Source organism: Halothiobacillus sp. (genome assembly GCF_027346185.1).
Taxonomy (GTDB): Bacteria; Pseudomonadota; Gammaproteobacteria; order Halothiobacillales; family Halothiobacillaceae; genus Halothiobacillus.
Map to the genome: position 1 here is coordinate 1 of NZ_DAIESY010000104.1, position 3,966 is coordinate 3,966.

General features: G+C 54.6%; 2 protein-coding genes. Both read right to left on the bottom strand.

What is annotated here, in order from left to right; genetic code table 11:
* Positions 1–1,142, bottom strand: a 1,142-nt coding sequence (locus M7R55_RS07610) for an ISL3 family transposase (RefSeq protein WP_298219820.1), incomplete at its 3' end; no start/stop codon positions are given.
* Positions 1,135–3,966 (bottom strand): DEAD/DEAH box helicase family protein (locus tag M7R55_RS07615; protein WP_298219819.1); only part of this gene is annotated, 2,832 nt, incomplete at its 5' end. The genes M7R55_RS07610 and M7R55_RS07615, both read right to left, overlap by 8 nt.

Consider the following 3,966-nt stretch of genomic DNA (forward strand, 5'->3'; position numbering starts at 1 on the left):
GCCCGAATGATTTCATAACTGTATCCGCGTCCCATGCGGTTGGCAACCTTGGTCAGGCCGTTTAAGCCTTCCGTGTAGGCGTTCGTGATCCGGCCGGGTGAGTCCCAGTAGGCAAATATATCCTCGTAGTGATTATGGACAGTCTTGGCTAAACTATGGAAGTTGTCCAGTTCATCATCTGGTAGCGTGTTTTCCCACGCCTCGAACGCCCGCATGGCGGCCTCCTTGATCGGCTCATCGTAAATCCGGTAGAAGGCTTCCTTGAAGTCATAAGCAACAGTTAGGTTTGGGATCAATTGCCGAATAACTTCCAGTGCCTCAGCTTCGGCAGGAGAGAGATTCTTTGGTCGCTTTAAGGTTAGCCATCGTATCGATTTTTTTACCTTGACGCGCTCATCCTTGTCCAGTGTCGCCTGGTACTTCTTCCGCTCAGTCTCCAGCGCCTCCGATGCCATCGCCACAACATGGAACTTATCGATAACCAGGCGTGCATTCGGCAGGTATTGGCTGAATGAGCGCTTGAACGGTCGCCACATGTCCGTGCAGACCCACTCCACTTTTTCTTTGTCAGGCAAATTCTTGAAGAATGGCTTCAGATGTTCCTGCGTCCGAAACTCAAGCATCTGAAAAGCGTTGTTTGTTGCCAGATTGGTAATGACGCATCGCATGCCGCCGGCCAGATTGACTTCATCAATGCCCATGATGACCGGGGTTTCGTAATGCACCGTGCGTTCCAAATCCCCAATCAGGTCGTGGGCAATGCTCTTGATGGTGTTAACCGCCAGCCCGGTCTGCTCGGCGAGTGAATGGAAAGTCATTCCAAGGCAGCGCTCGCGAATGGCATCTACCAGTCTCCTGGTTGCCCTGCGATGTTCGTCCAGAAAGGTCAGTTCAGGCGTAATCGTCTTGCCGCAAACATCACACCGATAGCGTGGCCGGGAGATTTCGAGTCGGACTGGCTGCATCTGCATCGGGGTATCAGCAAAAGTGTTTGTCCGTCGGCCATGCCGATACATCGGTTTGGCGCACTCCGGGCATTGCGGTGGGTCGCCTTCAACAGCTTCGGCAATGACGACAATGGCTTTATTGGCCGCGCGCAAATCCACCGGTCTGACACCGGGGAGGTTCAGCAGATCAAACACTAAGGTCGTCCAGATCAATATCCCGGCGTTCCCGGATCAACTCGTAGATCACGTCGGTAAGGGCAGACATTGCCTGACGGTCGGACTTAAGCACCAGCGTGGCTAACTTCTGATGGGAGGTCAGTGCGCGAACCACCCCTTGCTGAACCGCGCCCGGCAAGTTTCCTTTCAGCACCTGCTCTCGGGTATTGTTTTCTACCTGGGCCATCACAACATCGTTCTCGCGAGCAATCGCGACGATGTGATTGACGAAGGTCGCCTGGTCACGCAATGGCGTGGCATCGCCGAACAGTCGGTTTAAGCGGTCGATTATTTCATGCAGGTAGTGAGGATCATCGTCTTTCCCACCACCAGTACCGGGGCCGACGGGTTTCAATACTGGAGGCTCGTCCCCATCACCAACTATATCGTCCTTGTGCTTGATATCAAAGCCCGTCAGTACCAACCCTTTCAGATCGACATTCTCCGGCGATTCGCCATTCAGCCGCTTCTGAAGCAGTTTGGCGAATGCCGCATAGTTTTCCAGCTCTGGGTCACCAAAGTCGACCAATTGGGCGATGTAGGCATAGGCACGGCAGAAGCGCCCCAGCCCCGCCTTGAACGTCATGAGGGCTTTGATCTGGCCAGCGTGTTCGCGCCGATGATGATCCGCCGTTTTGGTACCAGCTTCGTCGCCCTGGTTGTGCGCCTTCTCATAAGCGGCTTCCCAGGTATTCACTGCATCGCGCAGCATTTTCAGGCGCTGGTTAAAGAGTCGCGTTGGTTGTTCTGTGGCGGCATAGAGTGCTTTGTGCTGCGGCTCCTGCGACTGCGTTATGTCGCGGATAGTCCTGAAACGGGCCTCTTTGAAGGCTTCCAGGTCAGATTCCTCATACAACCCTTGAGCGTCAAGCGTTTCCTTAATCTCGTAGACCACATTCAGTTCTTGCACGTCATCAATCTGCGCGCCGTCGTCGTACATGGCAAATGCTCGCCGCACGTTGGCCGGATCATTGACGAAATCGATGATGAAGATTTCGTCCTTACCCGGTGCAATCCGGTTCAGGCGGGAGAAAGTCTGCACAATCTCTACGTCATTGGCAATTTTCTTGTCGACATACATTGCCACAAGTTTCGGCTGATCGAACCCGGTCTGGAACTTGTCCGCAACCAGCATGACCCGATATTCCGGGCGATCGAAGGCCAGCCGCAAATCCTGACCGCCAACATCCGGGTTCATGCTGACCTCGGTAAATTCATCGCCTTCATCCACCATGAAGACTTCTCCTGTGATGCGCTCATCGTCAGAGTGCATGACCTGCTTGCCGGTCAGCTTGCCTGAGAAGGCGACGAGGGAGCGAATGGCGGCGTATTCGGGATGCTTCTCAATGTATCGGTCAAACCCTTTCTTGTAACGCACGGCAGCGGCACGCGAACTGGTAACCACCATGGCCTTGGCCTTGCCATCGAGCAGGAATTCAACATTTTTGTGAAAATGCTCGATGATGAACTGCACCTTCTGTGTGACATTGGTGGGATGCAGGGACATCCACTGGGCTAGCGCCCGTTTTGCCTGTTTCCCACTAACACGCTTGGTATCTTCAACCTGTTTAGCCAGGTTGAATGCGGTTTTGTAGGGCACATAGCCGCGCAGAACATCAAGGATAAAGCCCTCTTCAATGGCCTGGCGCATGGGATACCGGTGGAACGACTGCGGCAGATTAGACTTCGATGCCGGGCGGGACGGATCGGCAGGGCGGCCAAACAGCATGAGGGTGGAATGCTTCGGCGTCCCCGTAAAAGCAAAGTAACTGATGTTCTTCGGCCGTGCCCGCGACTTCTGCAACTCCTCCAGGAGTTCTTCCACGGTCATGGTGGACATCTTGCCCTTGCCGCTCATGGAAAGAGCTGTCTGGAGCTTGGCCGCCGTCGATCCTGTCTGTGAAGCGTGCGCCTCATCGATGATTACCGCGAAACTCTTGTCCTTCAGGGACTTTTCCGTGACGATGGCCTCCATCGCGTAGGGGAAAGTCTGTATGGTCACGACGATGATGGGAGTGTTGGCCAGCAGTGCTTCTGCCAGTTGTTTACTCTTCGACTTGGATGACTTCTGGCGATCAATGGCAGCGATCACCCCAAACTGATGGTCAATTTGTTTGACCGCATCTTGAAGCTGACTATCCAGCACGTTTCGGTCAGTAACGATGATCACGCTGTTGAAGATGGCATCACCGTTGTCCCGGCGAAGCTTAACCAGGTCGTGGGCTGTCCATGAAATGGTGCTAGTCTTGCCGGAGCCTGCACTGTGATCGGCGAGATACTGCATGCCGGGGCCGTTGGCGCGGGCATCGGCGATCATGGTATTGACCGCCGCCCACTGGTGGTAGCGCGGGAAGATCAGAGTTTCCTTCTTCGACCAGTTGCCCTTCAGGTCGACGACATCCTTCTTTTCAACATAGACAAAGCTGTGGAAGATGCGCAGCCAGGCATCGCGCTGACAGACCGACTCCCAAAAGTAGGCGACGGGGTATTCCTTGTCCTCGCGCACAGGGTTGCCGGCATGACCTTCGTCACCCTGGTTGAACGGCAAGAAAGTGGTGTTTTCCCCATCAAGTTTGGTGGCCATCTGGATGTCGGAATCCGACATCGCAAAGTGGACGACAGCGCCCCGCTTGAAAGTCAGCAACGGCTCACGGCGCTTGGTCTTGGGGTCATACGGCAGTCTGTCGTTCTTGTACTGCTCCATGGCCGCCTCTGCGGACTGGGTAAAGTCAGTTTTCAATTCCACGGTGGCGACCGGAATGCCATTGATGAACAGCACCAGATCAATCGCCAGCTTGCGAGT